At 48.7% G+C, this 20,840-nt stretch carries 17 protein-coding genes; 16 read left to right on the forward strand and 1 reads right to left on the reverse strand.

What is annotated here, in order from left to right:
- The first annotated feature begins 137 nt into the window (after positions 1-137).
- The 3 genes from MHB49_RS16650 (at position 138) to MHB49_RS16660 (ending at position 2,849) form a co-directional block, all read left to right on the forward strand.
- Positions 138-1,118: a Gfo/Idh/MocA family protein gene (locus MHB49_RS16650; protein WP_405156945.1), complete on the forward strand. Its 981-nt coding sequence runs from the start codon at positions 138-140 to the stop codon at positions 1,116-1,118.
- A 23-nt stretch (positions 1,119-1,141) separates the two neighbouring features.
- Positions 1,142-1,858 (forward strand): SAM-dependent methyltransferase, encoded by a 717-nt coding sequence (locus MHB49_RS16655; protein ID WP_405156946.1) that lies wholly within the window; start codon positions 1,142-1,144, stop codon positions 1,856-1,858.
- A gap of 97 nt (positions 1,859-1,955) precedes the next feature.
- Entirely contained in the window at positions 1,956-2,849 is an 894-nt protein-coding gene (locus MHB49_RS16660) for an NAD-dependent epimerase/dehydratase family protein (protein ID WP_405156947.1), read from the forward strand.
- A gap of 148 nt (positions 2,850-2,997) precedes the next feature.
- Here MHB49_RS16660 and MHB49_RS16665 read toward each other — a convergent pair whose 3' ends face one another.
- Positions 2,998-4,008 (reverse strand): LacI family DNA-binding transcriptional regulator, encoded by a 1,011-nt coding sequence (locus MHB49_RS16665; protein ID WP_405156948.1) that lies wholly within the window; start codon positions 4,006-4,008, stop codon positions 2,998-3,000.
- A 403-nt stretch (positions 4,009-4,411) separates the two neighbouring features.
- On the opposite strand from MHB49_RS16665, the gene MHB49_RS16670 reads away from it, so the two are divergent.
- The 13 genes from MHB49_RS16670 to MHB49_RS16730 all read left to right on the forward strand — a co-directional run bounded on the left by MHB49_RS16670 (position 4,412) and on the right by MHB49_RS16730 (position 20,788).
- The gene (locus tag MHB49_RS16670; RefSeq protein WP_405156949.1) at positions 4,412-6,202 is read left to right on the forward strand and encodes an L-fucose isomerase; all 1,791 of its coding nucleotides are present in this window, start codon (positions 4,412-4,414) and stop codon (positions 6,200-6,202) included.
- A gap of 126 nt (positions 6,203-6,328) precedes the next feature.
- A complete protein-coding gene (locus MHB49_RS16675) occupies positions 6,329-7,831 on the forward strand; it encodes a rhamnulokinase family protein (protein WP_405156950.1) in 1,503 nt (500 codons plus the stop codon).
- A gap of 81 nt (positions 7,832-7,912) precedes the next feature.
- Complete coding sequence (locus MHB49_RS16680; RefSeq protein ID WP_405156951.1) at positions 7,913-8,575, forward strand: class II aldolase/adducin family protein; 663 nt, start codon at positions 7,913-7,915, stop codon at positions 8,573-8,575.
- 259 nt (positions 8,576-8,834) lie between these two features.
- Complete coding sequence (locus MHB49_RS16685) at positions 8,835-9,587, forward strand: FCD domain-containing protein (protein WP_405156952.1); 753 nt, start codon at positions 8,835-8,837, stop codon at positions 9,585-9,587.
- 16 nt (positions 9,588-9,603) lie between these two features.
- Complete coding sequence (locus MHB49_RS16690) at positions 9,604-11,649, forward strand: hydantoinase/oxoprolinase family protein (protein WP_405156953.1); 2,046 nt, start codon at positions 9,604-9,606, stop codon at positions 11,647-11,649.
- Positions 11,646-13,619: a hydantoinase B/oxoprolinase family protein gene (locus MHB49_RS16695; protein ID WP_405156954.1), complete on the forward strand. Its 1,974-nt coding sequence runs from the start codon at positions 11,646-11,648 to the stop codon at positions 13,617-13,619. Before MHB49_RS16690 ends, MHB49_RS16695 begins: the two co-directional genes overlap by 4 nt.
- 73 nt (positions 13,620-13,692) lie before the next feature.
- Complete coding sequence (locus MHB49_RS16700; protein ID WP_405156955.1) at positions 13,693-14,829, forward strand: PotD/PotF family extracellular solute-binding protein; 1,137 nt, start codon at positions 13,693-13,695, stop codon at positions 14,827-14,829.
- Positions 14,830-14,900: 71 nt separating this feature from the next.
- Positions 14,901-16,034 carry an ABC transporter ATP-binding protein gene (locus MHB49_RS16705; RefSeq protein ID WP_405156956.1) on the forward strand — a complete coding sequence of 378 codons (1,134 nt, stop codon included), beginning with the start codon at positions 14,901-14,903 and terminating at the stop codon, positions 16,032-16,034.
- Positions 16,031-16,948 (forward strand): ABC transporter permease, encoded by a 918-nt coding sequence (locus tag MHB49_RS16710; RefSeq protein WP_405156957.1) that lies wholly within the window; start codon positions 16,031-16,033, stop codon positions 16,946-16,948. The genes MHB49_RS16705 and MHB49_RS16710 overlap by 4 nt, the downstream gene beginning before the upstream one ends.
- Complete coding sequence (locus MHB49_RS16715; protein WP_247902945.1) at positions 16,941-17,780, forward strand: ABC transporter permease; 840 nt, start codon at positions 16,941-16,943, stop codon at positions 17,778-17,780. The genes MHB49_RS16710 and MHB49_RS16715 overlap by 8 nt, the downstream gene beginning before the upstream one ends.
- Entirely contained in the window at positions 17,777-18,994 is a 1,218-nt protein-coding gene (locus MHB49_RS16720) for a M24 family metallopeptidase (protein WP_405156958.1), read from the forward strand. The genes MHB49_RS16715 and MHB49_RS16720 overlap by 4 nt, the downstream gene beginning before the upstream one ends.
- 79 nt (positions 18,995-19,073) lie before the next feature.
- Positions 19,074-20,270, forward strand: coding sequence for an MFS transporter (locus MHB49_RS16725; RefSeq protein WP_405156959.1), 1,197 nt, complete (start codon positions 19,074-19,076; stop codon positions 20,268-20,270).
- Positions 20,271-20,437: 167 nt separating this feature from the next.
- The gene (locus MHB49_RS16730; protein ID WP_405156960.1) at positions 20,438-20,788 is read left to right on the forward strand and encodes a hypothetical protein; all 351 of its coding nucleotides are present in this window, start codon (positions 20,438-20,440) and stop codon (positions 20,786-20,788) included.
- The last annotated feature ends 52 nt before the right edge of the window (positions 20,789-20,840 follow it).

Here is a 20,840-nt window from a genome sequence, read left to right on the forward strand (position 1 = left end):
TGAAGTTTCAAGCAAAAAAGCAAGATATCAATATGTTGGAAATGTACATCTCTTCAATCTGAATGAAATATAGGCTACAATGTACAGGATGACAAGCTGTTTAAGCGTGAAATTTATTTACGAAAGAGGTAGATTGAATGGTTCGTTTTGGCGTGGTAGGTACCAACTGGATTACAGAGAGGCTTCTTGAGGCCGCTGCACAAGTCAAAGGATTCGAATTGACCGCCGTGTATTCAAGAACTGAAGATAAAGCGAATGCATTTGCAGATCAATATCAGGCTGCACTTCGATTCACCAATCTGGAAGAAATGGCGATAAGTGATGGGCTCGATGCCGTGTACATTGCTACCCCGAATACCTTCCATGCCGAGCAGGCAGAACTGTTTCTGAGAAATGGCAAACATGTACTGTGCGAGAAGCCACTGGCTGCCAATGGGGCAGAGGTCCGTCGTATGATCGATACAGCGCAAGAACATGGAGTACTGCTCATGGAGGCCATGAAATCAACTCTTGTTCCCTCGTTCAAAATGGTACAGTCTCACCTACATAAAATTGGCCCGGTACGTAAATATGTGGCGAGTTACTGCCAGTACTCTTCACGGTACGACAAGTATAAGGAAGGAATCGTCCTGAACGCGTTTAAACCTGATCTTGCTAATGGTGCGTTAATGGATCTTGGTGTGTACTGTCTCTATCCATTGATTACGCTGTTTGGAGAGCCTAAACAAGTTCAGTCCCAGGCAATGATGCTGGAATCCGGGGTAGATGGACAAGGCAGCGTCATTCTGAATTATGAACAGATGGAGGCGGTAGTGACGTACTCCAAAATCTCCAACTCTCATGTTCCAAGCGAAATTATGGGCGAACGTGGCAGCATCATCATTGACAAAATTGGTTCACCCGAACATGCAGAGATACGCTACAATGATGGTACGGTGGAAAAACTAACTGCCGAGCAAATTTACCCGTCAATGTATTATGAGGTAGAGGAGTTTGTCAGTCTGATTCAGCAGGGCAAAAAGGAATCCGACATGAACACATATGAACGTTCCTATGTTACCATGCAGGTGATGGATCAGATCCGGCAGCAGATTGGTCTTGTTTTTCCTAACGATTAATTTTGAAAGTGAGCTGAGACGAGATGAGCAAAGATGAGCAGAAGAGCAGAGCAGCCGGCCTGGAGCTGGCACAGATTATTTTTATCGGGCGAACCTTTGAGGAATATATGAAGATGTTCAACCTGACCGAGGAAGAAATGAAAGGAAAGTCCATTCTCGATTGTCCCGGTGGGGCTTGTTCATTCAGCAGCCGTGCGCGAGAATACGGTGCAGATTCCATGGCAGCGGATATTGCCTATGAACATGAGATCGACCAACTGGAAGTGAAGGGACTTCAGGATATTGAACATACAATGAACCAAATGGAACAAGTACAAGACAAATATAGATGGGATGATTACGGTTCGATCCATGGCTTGAAAGAAGAACGTAGACGTGCAATCACCGATTGTGTAGCGGATATGAGACGTTTTCCAGACCGTTATGTGGCCTCTGTATTGCCGGATTTACCTTTTGCTGATGAACAATTCGATCTGACATTGTCCGCGCATTTCCTGTTTACATATGCTGATCGTCTCGATGCCGATTTTCATCTTCAGACAATCCTTGAACTGTTGCGGGTGACCAAACGCGAGTTGCGGATTTTTCCTACAGCAGATTTGTCTGGCAAACGTTATGAGCACATGGATGAACTAAAGGCTATACTGGAAGAACGTGGATGTATTATTTCTGAAGAGAAAAGTTCATACGAATTCCAGCGTGGAGCACATACGATGCTCCGAATGGTGAAATCACGGTAAACATACCTAAAAATATTGCAACAACACAGACAGCACTGCATTAATGAAGGTTTCAATAAGATACGCATGACCAGAATAGGTTAGGAGGTTTTATCGGATGAAAAAAGTACTTATACTTGGTGGGACACGGTTCTTCGGCAAACGTCTGGTTGATCATTTACTGTGGGAAGGAAAGTCTCAAATCACAGTCGCAACTCGCGGTAAAACGGATGTAGACTTTGGACCAGAGGTCAACCGGATTAAAATGGATCGTGAAGACCCGAAATCTCTTACCCAAGTTGCGCAAACAGACTTGTGGGATATTGTCTATGACAACATCTGTTATTCGCCGGATGCGGCAAAGTCAGCTTGCGAAGCTTTTGCGGGGCGGACTCAAAGATATATTTTGACATCAACGCTCTCGGTTTACGGAGATCCCAAGCCTGGATTTACGGAAGCCGACTTCGATCCTTATACCTATCCTGTGCAATACGGAAGTCACGAGGATTTCACGTACGGAGAGGGTAAACGGCTTGCGGAAGCTGTGTTTTTCCAGGAAGCGGATTTCCCGGTGGCCGCGATGCGCATTCCGATTGTACTCGGAATTGATGATTACACACGAAGACTTCATTTTCATATTGAACATGTGCAAAAAGGAAAACCCATCGGCATGCCAAATCCTGACGCCGAGATTGGTTTCATCAACTCCACGGAAGCCGCGAGATTTCTTGCTTGGCTTGGTCATTCTTCCATTACTGGACCTGTGAATGCAGCTTCTAAAGGTGCTATTGCGCTCTCGTCAATGATGAAATTGATCGAAACGGTAACCGGCATGCAATCTCAGGTACTGACCGAAACGATCAAAGAAGATATGTCACCCTTTGGAATCTCGGAATCCTGGACAATGGATACTTCCAAAGCAGAGCAGGCGGGCTATACGTTTGAAGCGTTAATGGATTGGTTCCCGGGACTGGTTCGGGAAGTGGCTCTGGCACTTCAATCCGAGGGATAGAATCCGCGTAAATAAGAGGTTACATTTCATACAAAGAAACAGGACGCAGTCAGAGAGAGATTCTCCGATGCGTCCTATTTGTTATTGTTATTTGTTTTAACAAAGCATTTTTTCTCAAGATACGATTGATCTTCAATTAAATTCCTGTTTATTCGCAAGGTACAGAGGCCGAAGCGCGAATACGCATTTCAGATGGCATAATGACGGTCTGTGGTTGCTCAGGCGCTTTGCCTTCAATTCGATCGATTAGCATTTGCATGCCGATAGAACCGAAGTCATAGGCAGGCTGTGCAGCAACAGTAAGGAAAGGATCAAAGGCCGAAGCCAGGTCCAGATCATCGAAACAGACGACCGAAATATCTTCTGGAACACGAAGTCCCCGTTTACGTAAAAGTCGAATGACGCCAATGGCAAGCATATTATTTGCTGCAAATATGGCTGTAGGTTTGTGCTCATGTGCAAGCAAACTGTCGATACCCACTTCATCGCTGAAATCCCGGTAGCCTGTTCGAAGGATTAAGCCTTCATCAAAGGGTAGCTCGGCTTCCCGGAGTCCCTCCATGTACCCTTCTTCTCGCAGCCGCGCAGTCGAAACCTCGGAAGAACCATTAACCAAAGCAATGCAGCGATGTCCGAGATTCGTAAGATATCGAACTAATTGAAGCGCCCCATCTCGGCTGTCTCCAGCGATCACATCCGAGGTGATTCCGGGGACAGTGCGGTCCAAAATGACAAACGGAATGTTACGTTCCTGCAGCTGCTTCAAGTGATTCAGCGAGCGGTCCCCTGCAGGTGCAAACAGTACACCATCGACGCGGGTAGACAGAATGGTTTCCACATAATTTTTCTCCTTGTCGTAATCCTCGTCGCTATTGCTGAACAAGAGACGGTAACCACGCAGATTGGCAGCATCCTCAGCCCCCCGGGCCAGCGTTGTATAGAAGGGGTTGGTAATATCCGTAATCAACAGTGACAGCATATGAGTCCGTTGCAGCACAAGACTCCGTGCATTCGAGTTGGGTATGTAACCAAGTTCTTCGATGACCTGTTGTACACGCTCGCGTGTAGCCGGGCTAATCCGCCCTGTTTGATTGATAACTTTGGAGACGGTCATGGCGGAGACGTTGGCTTTTTTGGCAATATCATAAATGGTAATCAATAGAATCTGACCTTTCCGAAACGTAGTCTTTCCATTCTATAGGATAATGCCAATTGACAGCAAGATAGGCTCATGCTATGTTAGGGTTACCGATAACCCTAATTATACAAAAAGTTGATTTATTTCAGTATAACCGCTCTACATTTTAGCTCACATCGCTTCCTTCATACTTCAGCGCAGGACAGCATAACGGAGTCAATAATATAGAGCGGTTTATTTGATTAGGTATTTGTAAACGCATTCATAATAAAAAATAAGCGTGACATGCAATGGTAGTTTGTTACCTCGGGTATCGGTGAACAGAAGGAAGAGACTCCATAATTTGCCCCATCAAAACTGCACACGGACAAGTCAGAAGTCATTCGTACCTATTCTTGAAACCATTGAAGGAGGACGTTTTAGTATGACACATCAGGATTACCGTTATAAACAGGCATTTCCCAAGATTGGTATTCGTCCAACAATTGACGGCAGACGCAAGGGTGTTCGCGAATCGTTAGAAGAACAAACGATGCGCATGGCAACTTCTGTTGCCGAGCTGCTCTCAGCAGAACTTCGTTATCCCGATGGTATGCCGGTAGAATGCATCGTTGCCGAGTCCTGTATTGGTGGTGTGAACGAGGCAGCGGCAGCAGCGGAACTATTCAGTCGCTCAAACGTGGGCGTGACCATTACCGTCACACCTTGCTGGTGTTATGGAACAGAAACGATGGATATGTCTCCATCCATTCCCACGGCGATCTGGGGCTTTAACGGAACTGAACGTCCGGGTGCAGTATATTTGGCAGCAGTACTCTCTGCCCATGCACAGAAGGGGATTCCGGCTTTTGGCATCTATGGTGAAGACGTTCAGGATGGAGGAGATACAACGATTCCTGATGACGTTCGTGAGAAGTTGCTTCGTTTCAGCCGTGCGGGCCTTGCCGCTGCAACCTTGAAGGGACGTGCTTATCTATCCATCGGCTCAGTATCCATGGGTATTGCTGGCTCCATCGTGAACGATTCCTTTTTCCAGGAGTATCTGGGCATGCGAAATGAATATGTGGATATGAGTGAGCTGACTCGTCGTATAGAGGAAGAAATCTACGATCCTGAGGAGTATAAGCTGGCACTGGCTTGGGTGAAGGAGAACTGTAGTGAAGGACCGGACAACAATCCTGCCCATCTGCAGACAGACCGTAAACGCAAAGAATATGAATGGGAAACGGTTGTGAAGATGACCCAGATCGTGCGTGATCTGATGGCAGGCAATCCGAAGCTGGCCGAGCTGGGTTTCACAGAAGAATCCATGGGCCACCACGCGATTGTCTCCGGGTTTCAGGGACAACGACAGTGGACAGATCATTCACCCAACGGAGATTTTCTGGAGTCTATCCTGAACTCATCATTTGACTGGAATGGCAAACGCGCGCCTTATCTGGTGGCAACAGAGAACGACAGCCTGAATGGTGTGTCGATGTTATTTGGTTCCTTGCTTACACATACCGCGCAGATTTTTGCAGATGTACGCACCTATTGGAGCCCAGATTCGGTAAAACGCGTGACAGGACACCAATTGGAAGGAAATGCAAAGGACGGTATTCTGCATCTGATCAACTCCGGTTCTGCGGCATTGGATGGTACAGGGCAACAATCAAGAGCGGGTGAGCCTGTGCTTAAGCCTTTCTGGGAAATTACAGATGAAGAGGTTCAGGACTGCCTGAAAGCGACCTCATGGCGGCCGGCATCCGTCGAATATTTCCGGGGCGGCGGCTATTCGGCGGATTTCTTGACCAAGGGCGGCATGCCTGTTACGATGACGCGTCTTAATTTAGTTAAAGGACTAGGGCCAGTACTGCAAGTGGCTCAAGGTTACACGGTCGACCTTCCTGAGGATGTGCATGATACGCTGGATCAGCGTACAGATCCGACATGGCCATCCACCTGGTTTGCACCTGTTCTGACGGGCTCAGGGGCTTTTACTTCGGTCTATGAAGTGATGAATCAATGGGGTGCGAACCATGGCTCCATCTCTTATGGACATATCGGAGCGGATTTGCTGACACTTGCCTCCATGCTTCGTATCCCGGTGAGTATGCATAACGTACCGGAATCTGAGATTTTCCGTCCGCGTGCCTGGGGACTGTTTGGCACAAGTGAACCGGAAAGTGCCGATTACCGGGCGTGCAGTGTATTTGGACCTTTGTATCGTTAAAAGCAACATTCCATTCCTGTCATACGCCATGTTCCTTATGAAATAAAGGTAGCATGGCGTTCTCTTGAGAGCTGTGTTCAGAACTTGATTACTGCTTAACGCCTAGGGCTAAGGAGGCTTGGAAGAATGGGCAATGAAGCAACACATGTGCTTGCGGCAGATTACGGTGCCGGAAGCGGCCGGGTGGTCCGTGGGACTTTTGACGGGAGCAAGCTCTCGTTACAGGAAGTGCATCGATTCAGTAACGATCCTGTACACCTGGGGGATGGATTGTACTGGGATTTCCTGCGCCTTTTCCACGAACTGAAACAAGGGATTGTAAAGGGCATGCAAGGCATCTCCCAACCGGTCCGTTCCATCGCTGTGGATACGTGGGGAGTCGACTATGGATTAGTGGACGGGGAAGGAAGATTATGCTTCAACCCCCGCCATTACCGGGAATCGCGTAATGCGAAGTGGATGGAAGAAGTTCTGCGCATGGTGAATGAAGAAGAGTTGTATTCCATGTCCGGTGTGCTGCCACAACAGATTAATACCGTATTTCAACTGCTTGGAAGTGTGCGCGAGCACTCGGAAGGTCTGCGGCCAGATGTGCGCATGTTATTGATGCCAGATTTATTTAACTATTATCTATCTGGTCAGCAGGCCAGCGAGTACACAATTGCCAGTACAAGCGGACTATTGCATGCCGGCGAGGTCCGTTGGAATGAACAACTGATTGGCCGTCTGGGTATCCCGGAGACGTTATTTCCACCTCTCGTACAGCCAGGCACGGTGCTGGGGCAGTTAACGGATGACTTGTGTGCAGAGTTGAAGACTGGGCCGATGCAAGTGATATCTGTAGGTTCACATGATACTGCCTCTGCCTTGGCAGCCATTCCTGCGACAGATTCGGAATTTGCCTTTATTAGCTGCGGCACTTGGTCTCTGATGGGCGTGGAACGCGACAGTCCGGTATTGGATAATCGTAGTCGTCAACTAGGGTTCACCAATGAGGGTACGGTAAATGGCAAGGTGCGAACCTTGAAGAATCGATCAGGCCTGTGGTTGCTGCAGGAGTGCAAACGGCAGTGGGAACGGGAGAATCAACGTTTTACCCATGAGGAACTCGTCCAGCTTGCTGCCTCGGCAACCGCTCATCAATGTTATGTCTTGCCAGGTGATGGAGTGTATTTGGCACCCGGTGACATGCCATTGCGAATCCAGCAGCAGTGCAGTGCCAGCGGGCAAGCAATACCCGAAACGACCGGAGCCATTGTGCGCTGTATTCTCGAAAGTTTGGCGCTGGAGTTCAGACAGACTCTCGATGAACTGGAACTGATTACTGGCACCCGGCCACGGGTGATTCATATGGTCGGTGGCGGTGTGCATAATCGTTTATTGTGCCAATTTACGGCTAATGCAGCAGGTATTCCAGTGATAGCAGGACCTGCTGAGGCAACTTCAGCCGGAAATTGCATGCTGCAATTTCTGGCCCATGGCGAAGTAAGCAGCTTGTCCGAGATACGAGAAGTTATGGCTTCTTCCTTTGCTCCCGAAAGTTATGAGCCAGAAGACACCGCAAGATGGCTGGAAGGCTACCAAATCTACCAAAACCTGAATCAAACCTTGGCGAACAGATCCCATTAGATGAGTATTTTGGCACTAGAGCGATAAAAGTTGATTCTGCAAACTCTTGAAATAGAAAAAGTCAAAGGAGTGGAGAAGATCATGTCTGAACAACAGGTAAGAGAAGAATTGACCAAATATGCCCGCAGAGCGGTTGCTCAAGGGCTAGTGGTAGGACCAGGAGGGAATCTGAGCGCACGTTCCGAAGGAACGATGCTGCTTTCGCCGAGTGGTTATGCACTTGAGGATCTGGAGCCTGACGAATGGATCGCGATTGATATTGCGACAGGAGAGACACGTGCCGGATCGACACGTCCTTCCTCCGAAGTATTAATGCATTTGTACAGTTATCGTGTAAATCCGGAGATCCAGGCTATTGTGCATACACATCCGGCATACACCATCGCCCTGAGTCTCGTTTTCAATGAATTGCCTCATTTGTTCCCTGATCAGTCTGCACTAGTGGGCGATATCGGCTTTGTGCCTTATGTTCTGCCCACGACCAAACTTCTTGCTGATGCAGTAGCTGCTAAGGTTGAAGAGCACACAGCGCTCATTCTCGTCAACCACGGATTGGTTACGACAGGTAAAAACCTGCGCGAAGCCTACTACCGCACCCAGGTGGTGGAGGAAAGCGCCAAGGTGTACATGATCGCAAAGGCAGCAGGGGATCCTAAAGTGCTTACTGCGGAAGAATACAAGGAAATCCAATCTCTTGAAAGTGAAGCCTACCGCATACAGCTGCTGCAACAACTCAAGTCATAATTGAATATTTATAATCAAACGAAGCATATAAAGGTTATCTCAACAAAAGCAGATTACGTCCTCCAGAAAAAAATCTGGAAAGGATGTGATTTGCTCTTTTTTTATTTTGGATCACACGGGTCCTATATGATGAAAAAAATAATACATAGTAATTGGGTAAGAATTATTGAAATTATTATCGATTGAAGGTATACTGTCGTTAATCATCAGTGAGTAACAACAAAAGAACTACAATTATTATATATGAGGAGTGGATTTAGTGGGTCCTGAGCTAAACGAATTGGAGTTGGAATACGAACTGCTGAAGCAGCTTCGGGACGCGAGCGCTCCCATCGGGGCCAGCACGTTGGTTCATACACTGGGCAAAACGTACGGTCTAAGTCAGGCTACAATCGGAAGAAGACTTATGGAGATGGACGTTGAAGGTTTCACGTTACTGAAGGGACGTAAGGGAAGGCTTCTGACCGAACAGGGGCTGGAGCGAATCAAGATTCTGGAGAAGGAGTTACAGCAAAAAAGTGTGAATTCTCAGCTCATTCAGATGCTCAACCATTCCGGTGAAAAGGCTCTGCTTGATGTCCTTGTAGCCAGAAGGGCTCTGGAAAGGGAGATTGCTTCCCTGGCGGCACAGCGAGCCTCAAAAGAATACATATTTCTGCTTGAAGCCTCCATAGCTACCCAGAATCAATTGCTTTCCCAGAATATGATTCCTTACGAGGAGGACCGGGAATTTCACAGGCTGCTGGCTTATGCGGCTCAAAACCAGATTCTTCTGCATGCGGTTGAACTGGTCTGGGAGACAAGCCGTGATTTCCTGGAAACAGCTTATATTAGGCAAAGAGTAGGAAGCGAACTGGTCGTGGACCATCAGCAGATTCTGGAGGCTGTAGCAGCGGGCTCACCTGAACAGGCTGAAGCGGCAATGGTGAATCATATCAACCAGATGATTGAGGATGTCAAACGATATTTTGCCATGCAGAACCTTAATATAACTTCGGATGAGACCCGGTGATAAAGGAGTTGAGCTTGTGAAAACAATTTATCGATTAGGTATAGATATCGGAGGCACATTCACGGATGCCCTGGTTATGGACAATCATGGCAGGGTGATTGCGGCACTGAAGACACCATCGATTGCAGCAGCTCCGGAACAGGCGATTTTTAATGCACTTGATCAGCTCAAGCAAAGCGGAGTGGATCTTCATGAGATCGATTTGTTTGTGCATGGAACAACGCTTGGTGTTAACACTTTAATTGAGCGTAACGGCGCAGTTACAGGTCTGTTGGTCACCAAAGGTTTCAGGGATATCCTTGAAATTCGGAGGCTCCGACTGGAGGATACAACCAATCTGTATGGTGACAAGACCGATGCGCTTGTTCCGAGACATCTCGTCAAGGAAGTGCATGAACGAACGCTTGCGAACGGAAACATACTTCAACCACTGAATCGGGAACAACTGCTTCAAGTGGTCGACGAGCTGGTGGAAGAGGGAATTACAGCCTTGGCGATCAGTTTCTTGCACGCTTATGTCAATCCTGCTCATGAGCAGCTCGCAGAAGAGTTAATCAAGGAACGTCATCCGCACCTGTTTCTCTGCAGAAGCAGTGCCATTTGGCCACAACAGCGTGAATTCGAACGCACACTTGCTACAGCCATGAATGCATATGTTGGGGAGCGCATGGGATCATACTTTCTGCGCCTGCAAGAAGGAATTGGCGCTTACAGTTTGAAAGCCAATTTGCTATCCACGATGTCCAATGGTGGAATCATGACGGCAGCCAGAGCGGCCAAAGAGCCTGTACGTACTCTTCTGTCCGGACCTGCTTCTGGTGTAATCGCAGCAACCCATATTGCCGAGCAGGCCGGCATTCGTCAAGTCATCACGTTCGACATGGGCGGGACAAGCGTTGATGTCGCCCTCATCGATAATGAGCCTGCCTATTCTACCGAGAATAAGGTTGGAGATTTTCCAGTCATCATTCCCGCTGTGGATGTAACCGCGATTGGAGCGGGTGGGGGCTCAATTTCCTGGCTCGATTCCGTAGGCGTACTCAAGGTGGGACCACGAAGCGCAGGAGCCAATCCGGGTCCAGCCTCCTATCATCGTGGGGGAGAAGAGCCAACAACGACGGATGCTTATTTGCAACTGGGCATTTTGCAGGCTGATCGATTCCTTGGCGGACAGATGCGTCTCCACCCGGAGCTTGCAGAACGTGCTCTGGGCAATCTTGGCGAACGGCTTGGACTAAGTCCCACGCAAACTGCACAGGCCATTCTTGATGTGGCCACCGCCAATATGTATGCCCAGTTCTCTCCGCTCATGGCACGCAAGGGTGTTGATCCCCGTGACTTTACGCTGCTCGCCTATGGTGGAGCTGGGCCAATGCATGCTTTTCTCATGGCGCGTGAAGTGGGCATCCGTCGAGTGCTGATCCCGCCATCTCCAGGAACACTTTGTGCCATGGGGTGCACAGTTGCCAACCTTCGCAATGATTTCGTTCATACCTTGCACAAAAGCAGTCAAACACTTGAGCCTGGCGAGTTAGCGAATCTATACACCAGACTTGAAGATCAAGGGCGTAGCTGGGTTGAAGAGGAAGCCCGCGGCGGAGTGAAACTGAAACAGATCTACTGCTTATACAGCGCCGACATGCGTTATGAAGGTCAGGCCTTTGATTTGGAGATTAACCTCACATCCGAAGAAATCGTCGATCCCGAGAAAGCAAGGAACAAATTCCATGAGTTCTACCAAAATGTGTTTGGCATCAGCCAGCCGGAAGCTGATGTGATGTTCGTTAGTCTGAGAGCAACCATTGTTGGCATTCTGCCCACCCAAAGCACGGCGTCTCCGGCAGAATTGCCATTCGATGAGAGTGAAGCAGAAGAACGGATCATCACTTTTGACCACCAACAGCAAACAGCAAAAGTTCTAAAGAGGGGACAGATCCCACTGGATATGCCCATTCACGGGCCCATTATTGTGGAGGAATATGATACAACCATTTTCATCCCGCCTGGCTTTACGGTATACCGGGATGGTTACGGGAATGTGATTGGGGAGGTGGAGCAATGATTGGCGACAAGGTTTTTCTTGAAATTTTCAACAACCGAATTCAGGCTGCGGTGGAGGAGATGGCCAATGTCGTGCTGCGCACTGGATTCACCGCTTTTGTTAAAGAAACGGGCGATTTTGGAACTTATCTCTTGTCACCATCCGGGGAAACGTTTGGTTCACCATTGGAAACGGGTTACAATCTGTCCCTTGGCATACCCGCAGCGGCGACCATAAACAGCATTACAGACTGGAAGGAAGGAGATCTGGTCATCTGCAATGATCCTTATTCCACCAAAGGCATGGTGACACATCTACCGGATGTTCATCTGATCAAGCCCTATTTTCACAAAGGGGAAATCATCGCATACGGCATGTGCTTCGTTCATTCATCCGATGTAGGTGGTAAGGTACCTGGGAGCGTATCCCCAAGCGCCTACGATATTCATATGGAAGGCATTCGAATTGCGCCAGTCAAGCTGTATGAAGCAGGCGTTCTTAATGAGCAGATACTGCGCATGTTTCTGGACAACAGCCGCATTCCGGAGCAAAACCTCGGTGACCTCAAGGCACTTATGGCAGCCTTGAATCGGGGAGAGCAGCGACTTGAAGAGCTTATCGACCGCTACGGTGTAGAGCGAATTCAGCAGGGCATTGAGCATTTGTTGGAATACGCTGAGTTGAAGGCCCGCGTCATCGTACAGGAGATCCCGGACGGTTCGTATGAGTTCTGGGACTATCTGGAGAAAGGTCCTGGCGGTTATCCCATCCGTTTGCGCTGCAAAATGACGGTAGCGGGCAGTGACATTCACCTGGACTTTAGCGGTACCGACCCTCAGGTCAGAGCTTCGTTCAATATTCCTACCCACAATCAGCAGGGGCATTATATGCTGGTTCCCGCGCTCATTCGTTATTTCCGTACGCTCGATCCGACGATCCCATGGAATTCGGGCATGATTCGCATGGTGAAAAATTACGCACCGCCAGCTTCAGTTCTCAACCCGGAGCCGATGGCAGCGGTTGGGGCACGAGCAGCTACCTTTATTCGGCTGATGGATGTCATCACAGGCGCTCTTGGAAAAGCTCAGGCAAGCAAGGTTCCCGCCGCAGGAGCCGGACAAGCATGCATCGTTATGATGGCGATGACAGATGCGTCTGATGGCAAGAAAAAGGTTGGCGTGATCCAGCCAATATGCGGCGGTTCAGGAGCAAGACCGATGAAAGACGGGATTGATGGCATGGATTTTGCAGTGGGTCATCTTCGAAATATTCCTGCGGAAACAGTAGAATCCGAGATGCCTGTGCTCATAGAGCATTATGGCCTTCGTGCTGATTCCGCTGGTGCTGGAACCTTCCGTGGTGGAAGCGGAATCGATCTGTGTGTCAAAATTCTTACACCAGATACCGTAATGACCGCTAGAAATATGGAGCGTATGGAGTTTCATCCGTGGGGAAGGCTTGGCGGAGGTGTCGGTAGCCATGGGGAAGCGATTCTCAATGCTGGACGTGCAAGTGAACATCATCTGGGAAGAATTGATGAGTTGCTGCTTCAACCCGGAGAGACGGTGACATTCCTGTCACAGGGCGGAGGTGGATATGGCGATCCATTTGATCGGGATCCACTGCTGGTTCTGGAGGATGTTAGAAGAGGGCTGGTATCCACAGAAAAAGCTCTTGAACTGTATGGTGTCGTCATAGAAGGCCGGAACCTGAACGAGAGTGAGACCAGACAGTTGCGGACCAAGCGGGAACGGCAGCAGGAAGAATTCGATTATGGCTGGACAAGGAAGCAGTTCGAGACCATATGGACTGACGAGATGCAAGTATCGCTGAATCAGGCACTGCTGAATGTTCCGCTTGCACTCAGAGACTACCTGAAGCGTCAGACCATGGGAGTAGTGGAGGAAAAGCAAACAACGTCCGTCTCCGTATCCCCACATGAGATATCAGGCATTATGGAAGGGTTGCGTCAGAAAATAGGATTGCAGTGATCAGTTACATGAAGGAAAATGATTTAATTTTGTCACATCCATAAAACCAACTTAATCGATGGGGGAAATTCACATGTTTAAATCAAACAAGAAACGCCTTCTTAGCCTCGCCTCACTGACACTGGCCGGTACACTGGTGCTTTCTGCATGCGGTGGAGCAAGCAGCAACACCAATACTGCAGGAGGGTCCGATTCTTCTGGAGGAAGCGGAGACAAGGTTAAACTGACCATGTTTATCTGGGCTGGCTCCAATCAGGATGTTGTTCCAAAAGAAGTGGTTGCAAATTACGTTAAAGAGCATCCAAATGTCGAAGTTACTTTTGAAGAATCATCCAATGCAGTCATGTATCCGAAAATGGTCGCTGGCAAGCAGGCTGATCCGAACAATCCAGTTGTCAACTTTGGCTACTTCAACGCCGATGCGACAGCAAAAGGCTTGAACGATGATATGTGGGAGCCACTGGATACAAGCATCGTGACCAATATCAAAGATATCCCGGAGCAGTTCCACAAGCCTGACAATAAGGGAGTTGTATGGGGAGTTTCGAGCTTCGCTCTCGTCTATAACAAAGACCTTGTAAAAACACCGCCAACAAGCTGGAATGATCTGTGGGATAACGAGGAATTCAAAGGAAAAACGGCACTCTGGGACTATATGTTCTATTCCTATATTTCTCCACTCCTTGCAGTCAAAGGACAGGAACTTGGCGCATCGTATGAGGATCCGGAGCCAGCATTCCAGTTCTGGGCAGATCACAGTGACCAGATCGGTACATTGGTTACATCCAATGACCAGTTGAAGGCTCTTCTGGAATCGGGAGATGCTCTGATTGCTCCTTTCAGTGCACAGGTTGCACAAACATGGATCGATGGCGGTTCCCCACTCGCTGTAGCATATCCGACCGAAGGAGCCATTTCCTTCCCGTACACACTTCAGGTTGTGAAGGGATCAACACCTGAGCAGACACGTGTAGCCAACGAAATTATCAACGAGCTGTTGAGCGCAGAGGCACTGTCACAATATGCAGAAGCAACAGGTACACCGGTAACCAGCACGACTGCTGCTGTTCCGGACAAATACAAGGACGATCCTTCCTTCTCCGTGGAAACACAGAGCAAAGGTATTAATCCTGACTGGGATGTTCTTGCTCAGAACAGCTCTTCCTGGAAGGAACTATGGGACCGACTCGTCAAAACCAAACTTCAATAAATGATGGTTTTCAGACAAACCACGATAACGGGTTCTATTTCGAACCCGTTATGGACGGGAGGGAAACAGAGATGAGCAGTGGACAAGAACCCATTTCCATTGAAACAAGAGAAGTTACGAAGATCTACGGAGAGCGAGCGGCGGTTAACCATGTGTCACTCCAGGTCAAGAAGGGAGAATTCGTTTCCCTGTTAGGCCCGAGTGGCTGCGGCAAAACAACATTGCTGCGGATGCTTGGCGGACTTGAGCAGCCGGATCAGGGCAGTATTATGTTGGGGGGGCGGGATGTAACCGGCATCCCGGCCTATGGTCGTAACAGCAACATGATTTTTCAGCAGCTTGCGCTTTTTCCTCATATGGACGTATTCAACAACATCGCCTATGGGCTAAAGGTGAAGAAGTTACCGAAAGCCGATATCAGGAGGCAGGTACACGAAATGTTAGAACTGGTACAGCTCGGAGATTATGGCAGACGAGCTGTTTCGCAGTTGTCCGGGGGGCAGGCTCAACGCGTAGCAATTGCTCGCGCTTTAATCAACAGACCCGAAGTTTTGCTGCTCGATGAGCCACTTTCCGCACTGGACATGCAGCTGCGTCTGGATATGCAGCGCGAACTGAAACGCATACAACGAGAGTTCGGTGGAACATTCATCTTTGTAACGCATGATCAGAATGAAGCCATGAACATGTCAGACCGAATTGGCGTCATGCGCGCTGGTAAACTGCTGCAATATGCTGCGCCGGATGAAATCTATGAAAGACCGGCAGACAGCTTCGTGGCCAAGTTCATTGGCGATACCAATCTTCTGGCAACAACGGTGCTTGAACAGGTTTCGAATGGAACCCGGGTTGAATGCTTCGGTCATTCGCTGCTGGTGAAGACAAGTGAGGAAACCTCAGTTGTCAAAGTAGGAGCCGGACACTCCTTGTCGATTCGCAACGAATATATTCGACTTGGAGAAGAGGCGAACCTTTGCCTGAACAAGCTGGATGGACGTGTTGTAGAAGCAGTGTACGGTGGGGCGAACATTCGTTACACAATCCAGATTGCTGAGGGATTTCAGGTTCAGTCCAGTGTACTGCATCAGCGGGGAGCCTCTCGTTTTAGCCCGGGGGAGCCAATTCGGATTGGCTTTGATCCGGAGGACGCGCTCTTGTTATCCGAACCAATGCTGCAAGATCCGGTACAGGAGGAAGGAATATGAATCGGATTGGGGATCGGATCGTGAATCTGTATTCATCCAAAAATCGCCGGTGGATTACCCAGTTGCTGCTTCTGCTGCCTGCTCTGGTCCTGATGGGCATCGTGTATCTGGGTGGTTTGCTCATCTTTGGCAGGTACAGCTTTGATATCTATGAAAATGGCAAGCTCATCCGGGGCTGGGAGTGGGACGCCTATCGCGCTTTTCTGTCCGATCCGTACTATTGGAAACTGATAGGCACCACGTTTCGCGTTGCCTTTAAGGTTACGCTGTGGAGCCTGCTGCTTGCATACCCGCTAGCTTATTGTATTGCCGGACTGAAGAAACCGGGTATGAAGCAATGGTTGCTGCTGCTTACGTTTCTTCCGCTGCTGGTCAGCGCGGTTGTTCGATCCTATGGCTGGCAGCTGCTGCTATCCAAACAGGGCTTTATGAACTGGTTGTTCATACGGCTTGGAATTACGGATGAAGGCTTCAGCATGATATATAACGAGACTGGTGTGGTCATCGCACTTGTTCATATTTTTCTGCCGTTCATGGTCTTTCCGATCCTGAATGTATTGTCGCAAAGTGACGCTTCGCTAAAAGCGGCTGCTCAGGATCTGGGAGCAGGAAGCTGGCGGACATTCCTGACGATTACACTGCCTTTATCAGCGAGAGGTATTGCTAGCGGGGTACAGATTGTATTCACGCTATGCCTCACGGCCTTTACAACGCCTCAATTGATTGGCGGAGGCAGGGTCATGACACTGCCGGTATTTATTTACCAGCGAACACTGGACACCAACTGGCCGATGGCTGCGGTAGCAAGTATGTTCCTGCTCATTTCTTCGATCATCGTTTCACTTATAGTCAATAAAGGAGCGGAAATGCTGATGTTCCGTCGTTCCCGGAAGGGAGGTCAGGCTTATGGTTAAGTCCAACAGGCTCACCAAGCTGCTGCTCTATATATTTGCAGGGGCCGTGGCGGTTTATCTACTATTGCCATTGCTAATGATCCTTTTGACATCTGTAGGTTCCGGATCGGCCAGTAAATTTCCTCCCGAAGGTCTTACCCTGAAGTGGTATGCAAATCTGGGAGAGCAGACTCAATTTCTCGTTGCCTTCAAAAACAGTCTGATCGCCTCCACTGGAGCGGTACTGCTGGCACTGATTACCGGAACACTTGCGGCGCTGGCTATCGTACATTACCCTTTCCCGGGTGCCGGCATCTTGAGAGCCTTTTTTGTATCCCCAATGGTTATGCCAAAAATTACGCTGGGTATTGCGTATCTAATTTTGTTCTCCAAAATGCATATTGCAGGCGGATTGTTTGCTCTCATTTTGGGTGAAGCGGTCATCGTGCTTCCATTCGTGCTAACGCTTGTAGGCAGTGCATTGGCCAACCTGCAGCCCGCACACCGAGAGGCGGCAGCAGACCTTGGAGCGGGTCCACTGCGTATCTTTTTTACAATCACCTTGCCACAGCTTAGACTATCTCTGCTCCTTTCAGGGTCAATCGCATTTGTCTTCACTTTTGACCAGGTAGAGGCTGCATTACTGCTGCTTCGTCAGGACAGCTACACCCTACCGATACAACTGTTCCTGTACATGGAGAAATGGCAGGACCCGACAATCGCTGTTGTTTCCGTCGTACTTATCGCTTTTGCACTGGCCTTGTTCATGATCATCAAGCTTGTACTGCGCTCAGTACCCGGACTTGAGAGTTTGTTTGGAGGCAGGAAAAACAAAAGGAGGTCGGAATCTTGAACAATTCACATCATATATCCCGCAGTTCCGGTATAAACCGGGACCGAGCGGAAGATGTAATGAAAACTCAGGGACTTAGTGCCCTGATCGCAACAACTCCGGAAAATATTCATTATGTCATTGGCTCCCAGCTACGCGCGAGCAACTGGACCATGCAGATATACGCCATTCTGCCTGCCGACCGATCCGCTCGGCCATGTATCGTCATTCCGACAAATCGTTTGGGCGTTGTGGCTCAATTCGGTATCACGGAAGTAGATATATTTGCCTACAGTGACTTCTTCGTGGAAGGTTCAATCGAAGGCAAACCTTCTACGGATGATATTGATCTGTTCTACTCTCTGCTGCAAACGACAGTCATTCATCCGGGACCGATCGAAGCGCTTAAAGCTGCACTGAAACAACTCGACATTGAGAATCAACCGATTGGAATCGATGAGATGCGAATCGCTCCAGAACTTTTAGCACGGATCAAGGAGGAGGCGCCTCATGGAGCGGTTGTTCCCGCTTATAAGATATTTCGCCAAATCCGTCTGGTCAAGACGCCTTTCGAGATTGAGCAACTCCGACAGGCAGCCCAAGTAAATGAACGAATTGAGCAAGAGCTGATTGATCTGATCGCAGCCGGTGTTCATGAGAAACAGCTCGCCGACCATTATCGGTTAGCTGTGATGAGAGCAGGCGGGACTCCTGCAATGACTGCGGTAGGGGCGGGTCCGCGCAGTGCGCTGCCGCTCATCGAAAATTATTTTCATACCATTGAGTCAGGGGATCAGATCCGCTTTGATCTGTGCTTGCAGCTGGAAGGATACTGGGGAGATACAGGACGTACTGTTGTGGCAGGAGAGCCAACTCCCTGGATGAAAAAGCATTTTAATGCAGTAAAAAGCGGATGGGAAACGGCGCTTGAAGCCGTACGCCCTGGCGTCAAGGCTTCGGACGTATTCCATGCGGCTGTGTCTCGCGTGCAGCGTGAGGGAATTCCCCATTACCGACGTCAGCATGTTGGTCATGCCATTGGCTTGGAACTGTACGACGACATGACCCTCTCTCCTGGCGACCAGCGCATACTGGAGCCCGGTATGGTGCTATGTGTGGAGGTACCATATTATGAGCTCGGAGCTGGTGGCTTCCAAATCGAGGATACGGTTGTTGTAACTCCGGATGGATATGAGTTTTTGACTCATATGGAGCGTAAACTGTTCATCAAATAACGATTAATGGAAGGCTTCAGCCAAGCGATCAGTCAGCAGCCGATCATGGAGCTTTCCTGCCCGAGAAAGTTGGAATATCATGATTCAGCAGGGAACTAAGAAGTTTCGTAACATTAGCCTTGCGCTGTTTGCCGGAGGTTTTGTGACTTTTGCGTTACTATACAGCCTCCAGCCCCTGATGCCCGAAATTAGCGAGGCATTTGCGATCTCGCCTGCACATTCCAGTCTTACCCTCTCAGTTACAACGATTGCCATGGCACTGACCATGTTGTTCATCGGTTCCTTATCCGATTCATTGGGAAGACGCTCTATTATGACAGCAGCTCTAGTTATCTCATCTATTATTGCTATGATTAGCGCGTTTAGCCCAGGATTTACCGAGCTGCTTTTGCTTCGCATTCTCCAGGGAGTTGCACTTGCCGGGCTGCCCGCGACAGCCATGACATATCTGTCGGAAGAGATTGAGCCTACCAGTCTAGGGTATGCCATGGGCCTCTACATCAGCGGGAATTCGATTGGAGGTATGGCGGGTCGCTTTATCAGCGGCGTGATCACAGACTGGTTCAGTTGGCGTGCTGCAGTTGGTTTTATCGGAATTTTAGGTCTATGTGCGGCTGTTATCTTCTGGCTTGTCATCCCGCCATCCCGCCATTTTGTCAAAGCAACTCCTGGATTCAAAAAGATCATTCCGCTTTTGTGGTCACAGTGTCGGAATCCACGACTACTATGCCTATACGGGCTGGGCTTTCTTTTGATGGGGGGCTTCGTGACGTTGTTCAACTACATCGGATTTGAATTGACAGGAGAACCTTATCATCTAAGCCAGTCCGTTGTCGGCAGCCTTTTTGTCGTGTACCTTATGGGTACGTTGAGCAGCACCTGGATGGGAAGGCTTGCAGATCGGTATGGAAGATCAAATGTCCTTGGAATTGCGCTCGGTATTATACTGGCCGGTGCAGTTTGTACTGTTCATCCTGAGTTGTGGATCAAAATAGTTGGACTTGCCTTGTTTGCCTTTGGTTTCTTTGGCGGACATTCCATCGCAAGCAGCTGGGTTGGTCTCGTGGCGGATCAGCACAAATCCCAGGCCAATGCCTTGTATTTGTTTTTCTACTACGTGGGATCAAGCTTCAGTGGAACCGGAGGGGGGCTACTATACAGCCAGCTGGGGTGGATTGGCATTGTGAGCATGATTGGTGTATATGTGCTAATCGGATTTATTTTGTGTCGGTTGCTTGTAGAAAAGGCACAGGAACATACCAAGCTTACTTTTTAACGAAACGAAACATAGATCACAAAAGTTTGTTAATTAAGCACTCATTTTGGCCCATAATCATCCAAAAGTCCCTAATACAATAACTAACTTTTTTCGACAAGTATTGCATCTCCTGAAATACCGAGTATAATACTGGGTAAATAGATGCAAAGGGGATGCAATAAACGATGAAAAAACATGCTGAATTGAACTCTCTTCTTGTTGACGATTATCTGGATCTCCTGAACATAGCGAAACAACTTGGTGATGAGGAGTGGAAAGAGGCCATTTTGCAGGCGCTGAAAGAAGAAGTGGATGCAAATCACCATCTGGATTCAACCGAAGTCAGACAAGATCTTTGGAATCAATTTGAAGGAATTAATGAACAAATGCATGATCTGTTAATGCAACTGAAGCATGCCGATAGTCCTGAAGAGAAAGAACAGATTATTGAAGCCATTTGGGGACTCAAAGTGGATCGCTATGCCATTACTCGCAAACTTGAAACCATGAGCCGTTCCAGCGCAGGACTTCAATAAAAGCTCTATCAATGATCATAAAAAAATAAAAACCCGCGTACCGCCTCTGGAA

Source organism: Paenibacillus sp. FSL K6-0108, assembly GCF_045040695.1.
Classification (GTDB): Bacteria; Bacillota; Bacilli; order Paenibacillales; family Paenibacillaceae; genus Paenibacillus; species Paenibacillus pabuli_B.

Bases quoted from the DNA above. Each gene is read 5' to 3' on its own strand.
- MHB49_RS16705 (WP_405156956.1), top strand. From the start codon at position 14,901: ATGAGCAGTGGACAAGAACCCATTTCCATTGAAACAAGAGAAGTTACG.
- MHB49_RS16670 (WP_405156949.1), top strand. From the start codon at position 4,412: ATGACACATCAGGATTACCGTTATAAACAGGCATTTCCCAAGATTGGT.
- MHB49_RS16710 (WP_405156957.1), top strand. From the start codon at position 16,031: ATGAATCGGATTGGGGATCGGATCGTGAATCTGTATTCATCCAAAAAT.
- MHB49_RS16680 (WP_405156951.1), top strand. From the start codon at position 7,913: ATGTCTGAACAACAGGTAAGAGAAGAATTGACCAAATATGCCCGCAGA.
- MHB49_RS16660 (WP_405156947.1), top strand. From the start codon at position 1,956: ATGAAAAAAGTACTTATACTTGGTGGGACACGGTTCTTCGGCAAACGT.
- MHB49_RS16655 (WP_405156946.1), top strand. From the start codon at position 1,142: ATGAGCAAAGATGAGCAGAAGAGCAGAGCAGCCGGCCTGGAGCTGGCA.
- MHB49_RS16700 (WP_405156955.1), top strand. From the start codon at position 13,693: ATGTTTAAATCAAACAAGAAACGCCTTCTTAGCCTCGCCTCACTGACA.
- MHB49_RS16725 (WP_405156959.1), top strand. From the start codon at position 19,074: ATGATTCAGCAGGGAACTAAGAAGTTTCGTAACATTAGCCTTGCGCTG.
- MHB49_RS16650 (WP_405156945.1), top strand. From the start codon at position 138: ATGGTTCGTTTTGGCGTGGTAGGTACCAACTGGATTACAGAGAGGCTT.
- MHB49_RS16730 (WP_405156960.1), top strand. From the start codon at position 20,438: ATGAAAAAACATGCTGAATTGAACTCTCTTCTTGTTGACGATTATCTG.
- MHB49_RS16695 (WP_405156954.1), top strand. From the start codon at position 11,646: ATGATTGGCGACAAGGTTTTTCTTGAAATTTTCAACAACCGAATTCAG.
- MHB49_RS16715 (WP_247902945.1), top strand. From the start codon at position 16,941: ATGGTTAAGTCCAACAGGCTCACCAAGCTGCTGCTCTATATATTTGCA.
- MHB49_RS16675 (WP_405156950.1), top strand. From the start codon at position 6,329: ATGGGCAATGAAGCAACACATGTGCTTGCGGCAGATTACGGTGCCGGA.